The 3,835-nt window shown below is 63.9% G+C and carries 3 protein-coding genes and 2 pseudogenes; 4 read left to right on the forward strand and 1 reads right to left on the reverse strand.

The window, feature by feature from the left end:
- Nucleotides 1-209 precede the first annotated feature (209 nt).
- The gene (locus EJ105_RS27450; RefSeq protein ID WP_250168861.1) at nt 210-569 is read left to right on the forward strand and encodes a hypothetical protein; all 360 of its coding nucleotides are present in this window, start codon (nt 210-212) and stop codon (nt 567-569) included.
- 22 nt (nt 570-591) lie between these two features.
- Entirely contained in the window at nt 592-1,143 is a 552-nt protein-coding gene (locus EJ105_RS27455) for a hypothetical protein (protein WP_250168862.1), read from the forward strand.
- 91 nt (nt 1,144-1,234) lie between these two features.
- Here the strand turns inward: EJ105_RS27455 and EJ105_RS27460 are convergent.
- Nucleotides 1,235-2,457 (reverse strand): annotated as a pseudogene (locus tag EJ105_RS27460) (IS256 family transposase).
- Between the two features lie 56 nt (nt 2,458-2,513).
- Here EJ105_RS27460 and EJ105_RS27465 point away from each other — a divergent pair.
- Nucleotides 2,514-3,479: pseudogene (locus tag EJ105_RS27465) on the forward strand (IS481 family transposase).
- Nucleotides 3,480-3,548: 69 nt separating this feature from the next.
- Nucleotides 3,549-3,835 (forward strand): transposase (locus EJ105_RS27470; protein ID WP_250168863.1); only part of this gene is annotated, 287 nt, incomplete at its 3' end.

The raw sequence follows: 3,835 nt of genomic DNA on the forward strand, positions 1-3,835 counted from the left end.
GCCGGAAGGTCGGTCCGGGCTCGACATTGGCCTGGACGGCGCCCATCGCAAAAATCCAGCCGCAGGGCGAGGCCGAGGCCGAACTCGTGCCGGGCACGCTCGCCGATGGCACCGCTGGCTTCATGCTTAAGGACGGCGTCATTGCGCCGACCGTCAGCGCCGCGCGCTGAGCCTCCCGTTTCACATCACACACATCATTGGGGGACCACATGAAGGTCGCGTTCAAGAACCCGAAGACGGGTGAGCTGAAGACCGTGAAGATCGGCTTCAGCTGGGTGCTGGTGCTGTTCTCCGGGGTGTTCGGCCTGCCGCTGTTCCTGCGCCAGCTCTATGGCCTCGGCGCCTTCATGGCTGCCTGGCGCGTCTTCGTCATTTTGATCAGCATCATCCCCATGAGCGCCGATGCGCGCGAGGGTCTCGTGCCGCTGCTGTTCGTCGTCGACGTGGGGCTCGTCGTTTGGCTCGGCCTGAAGGGCAACGGATACACGGGCAAGAACCTGCTCAACCACGGCGGGGTCTTCGCCGCGTCCCGCTGGGGGATCGAGTTGACGGCCGCTGCAACGGCCTGACTGCAATCGAAGGGGGACAGTCATGACGGCCGGCAGGGGCGCCAACAAAGTAACCCGCCACAAACACGCGTTTGCGGCGGCCTTGCTTTCGGTTGCCATCACACCCGTCGGCGCGGCCGCTCAGCCGGCTCAGCTGCCCTTCTCGGCGCTTCCAAGCGATGTCGTCAACACGGTGCGGCAGATCCGGCAAGCTTGCGAGGAAGCCGGTTACGCCTCCTCGGATGAAGCCGGCATCTCCTTCGTCGACTTGGACCATACCGGCGGGACAGACATCATCCTGTCCGCCCAACACGTCTGCGACGGCATGGTCAAAGGCGGCAACTGCTCGACCGGCGGCTGCGGTCTGATCATCTGGAAGCAGGTCGGTCCCCGGGAGTGGCGGCGGGTCTTCGACGAAACCGTCGAGCCCGACCCATTGATCGCCACCGATAGTCAGAACCGCTTCGGCGGCTTGATCGTCACCCTCTATGTCGGGACCAACGGCAAGAGCCCTTACTGCTCGCTTCCCGTTCGGGGCAAGTTCTGCGGCGCGATGCTGGTCCGTCGGAACGGCAAGTGGGTGCCGAGAAGGTAGTTGGCTGTTCCAATGCGAGACGGGCTTCGCCGGGGCCACCGCGAACAATCGGGAGTGTCAGGAATTTCGTGTGGTGGCGGCGGGTTGAAGATCAGGCCGCCATGGCCTTCGTGAAGCGCTCGCCGAAGATGACGGCGAACTGCGCCTTTGCCATCGCCCATTCACGAGGCGCCATCTTCCACTCCTTTTCGGCCCGGTTCAAGACCAGGAAGAGGAGCTTCAGGGCGGCCTCGTCGGTGGGGAAGTGGCCTCTGGCCCGCACGGCGCGGCGCGGCTTGGCGTTGAGCGCCTCGATGGCATTCGTGGTGTAGAGGATGCGGCGCACCTCCGCCGGGAAGGCGTAGAACGGCACGACTTCGCTCCAGACCCGCCGCCAGCTCTGGGGGCGATGGCCGGATAGCGCCGGCCCCAGGGACCTTCCTCGAAGGCCCCGAGCGCGGCCTCGCCGGCGGCAGCGTCCACGGCCCGATAGATGTCCTTCAGCGCCGCGGCGACGGCCTTGCGGTCCTTGTATGATACGAAGTCCAGGCTGTGGCGCAGCAGGTGGACGATGCAGGTCTGGACCACCGCCTCGGGGAAGACGGCCCGGATTGCGTCGGGGAAGCCCTTCAGGCCATCGACGACGGCGAGCAGCAGGTCCTCGACGCCGCGGTTCCGAAGCTCGTTCATGACGCGGAGCCAGAACTTGGCACCCTCGTTCTGTTCCAGCCACAGGCCGAGGATCTCCTTGGCGCCATCGGCCCGCACGCCGAGCGCGATGTGGACCGCCTTGTTGCGGACGATGCCCTCGTCGCGCACCTTGACGCGCAGGGCATCGAAGAAGACCAGGGGATAGACCGGCTCGAGCGGCCGGGCCTGCCAGGAGGCGATCTCCTCCAGGACGGCGTCGGTGACGACGCTGATGAGGTCGGGAGAAACCTCGATGCCGTAGAGCTCGCGCAGGTGCCCGACGATCTCCCGGGCGCTCATGCCCCGGGCATACATGGACACGATCTTGTCGTCGAAGCCGGGGAAGCGCCGCTGGTACTTGGCGATGAGCTGGGGATCGAACGTCGCCTGCCGGTCCCGCGGGATCTCCAGCTCGATCCGGCCGGTCTCGGTGGTCACCGTCTTCCGTCCATAGCCGTTGCGGCTGTTGCCGGTCTCGTCGCCCGCCAGGTGATGATCCATCTCGGCGTTCAGGGCGCGCTCGGCCAGCGCCTTCTTCAGATCGTCGAGCAAACCGTTGGCATCGAAGGCCGTCTTGGGATCGGCACCGGCCAGCAACTGGTCCAGGAGTTCGTCAGGAATGCGGGGGGCTTTGCGTCGGGCCATCGGGAACCTCCATAAGGTCCATCATGACCGCCACCACACGAAATTCCTGACACTCCCTGGGCCAGGCTCTGCATGGATGCGCCACGACGACGGAGGCAGTCCGTCGAGCGATACAGCATAGTCAAGAGAGCCTGAGGGCTCTGGCCAAGCGCTATGGGATCAACCAGAAAACAGTCGCCAAATGGAAGAAGCGGACCTCCTGCGCGGATCTTCCGACCGGCCCGAAGGACGTCAAGTCGACGGTCCTGTCCCTGGAGGAGGAGGGGATCGTCGTCGCCTTCCGCAGGCACACCCTGTTGCCGCTCGACGACTGCCTCTACGCCCTGCAGGCGACGATCCCCCACCTGACCCGCTCGTCGCTTCACCGATGCCTGCAACGGCATGGCATCTCAAAGCTTCCCGATGTGGCGGGCGACTAGCCGGCAAAGAGGAGGTTCAAGGCCTACCCGATCGGCTTCTTCCACATTGACATCGCCGAGGTGCAGACGGCGGAAGGCAAATTGTATCTGTATGTCGGCATCGACCGCACCTCGAAGTTCGCCTTTGCCCAGCTTGTCGACAAGGCCACCACGGCGACGGCACGCACTTTCCTCGATGCGCTGGTGGCCGCTGTTCCCTACAGGATCGAGATCGTTCTCACCGATAACGGCATCCAGTTTGCCGACCTGCCGAAGAACCGTTCCGGTCCGACCGCCATGTGGCGCGGGCATCCCTTTGATCGCGCCTGTCAGGCTCATGGCATCGAACACCGGCTGACAAAGCCAAAGCATCCCTGGACCAACGGGCAGGTCGAGCGGATGAACCGCACGATCAAGGAGGCAACCGTCAAACGTTTCCACTACGACGACCACGAACAGCTTCGAGCCCATCTCGAAACCTTCGTTGCCGCCTACAACTTTGCCCGCCGCCCCAAGACCCTGAAGGGGCTCTCGCCCTACGAATTCATCTGCAAACGATGGACAATCGAACCCGAAAGATTCATCATCAACCCGATCCACCAAATGCCGGGACTAAACACCTAGGGCTCGGACTCATAAAATAATTGGCCTTCGCAGCATGTTGTGATTCATCAGTCCGTGGAGGATCTGATGATGAGCGGAGATCGTTTCTGGCTCACGGATGCGCAGTTTGCGTGGCTTGAGCCGTATCTGCCCAGGGACACGCGCGGCAAGCCGCGTGTCGATGACCGGCGGGTGATCAGCGGCATCGTGCATGTCCTGAAATCGGGCGGCCGATGGATCGACGCGCCGACCGAATATGGGCCGCGCAAGACGCTCTACAACCGCTTTGTCCGATGGGCTGCCAAGGGGATCTGGACAGACCTCTTCCATGCTCTCGCCAGCGCAGGAGGTCCTCCCGCCCAGGTGCTGATCGACAG

Origin of the sequence: Xanthobacter aminoxidans, assembly GCF_023571765.1 — a bacterium.
Classification (GTDB): domain Bacteria; phylum Pseudomonadota; class Alphaproteobacteria; order Rhizobiales; family Xanthobacteraceae; genus Xanthobacter; species Xanthobacter aminoxidans.

What these genes read in the sequence shown, in the direction of transcription:
- EJ105_RS27450 (WP_250168861.1), top strand. Translation starts at nt 210, where the DNA reads ATGAAGGTCGCGTTCAAGAACCCGAAGACGGGTGAGCTGAAGACCGTG.
- EJ105_RS27455 (WP_250168862.1), top strand. Translation starts at nt 592, where the DNA reads ATGACGGCCGGCAGGGGCGCCAACAAAGTAACCCGCCACAAACACGCG.